The organism is Staphylococcus sp. GDX7P312P (assembly GCF_008385775.1).
GTDB classification, from domain to species: domain Bacteria; phylum Bacillota; class Bacilli; order Staphylococcales; family Staphylococcaceae; genus Staphylococcus; species Staphylococcus haemolyticus.
On the sequence record NZ_VUKI01000096.1, the window covers coordinates 1 to 237 of the forward strand.

Annotated in this window: 1 pseudogene; it reads right to left on the minus strand. The window is 33.3% G+C overall.

The features are described from left to right. Window positions 1-66: 66 nt before the first annotated feature. Window positions 67-237 (minus strand): annotated as a pseudogene (locus F1592_RS13510) (dihydrolipoyl dehydrogenase); the annotation flags it as partial.

The window sequence follows — 237 nt, forward strand, 5'->3', positions numbered from 1 at the left end:
CAAATAACCTCAATAAAATCTAATTAAAGTTATTCTATCTATATATTTAGTCAGTTTGACTAAAAATTACATTGTGTGGATTGGCATTCCAATTGCTTTTTCAGCAGATTCCATAGACATTTCACCTAATGTTGGGTGAGCATGTACTGTTAATGCGATATCTTCAGCATTCATACCAGCTTCGAAAGCTAAACCTAATTAAGAAATGATATCAGAAGCGCCATTACCGGCAATTTG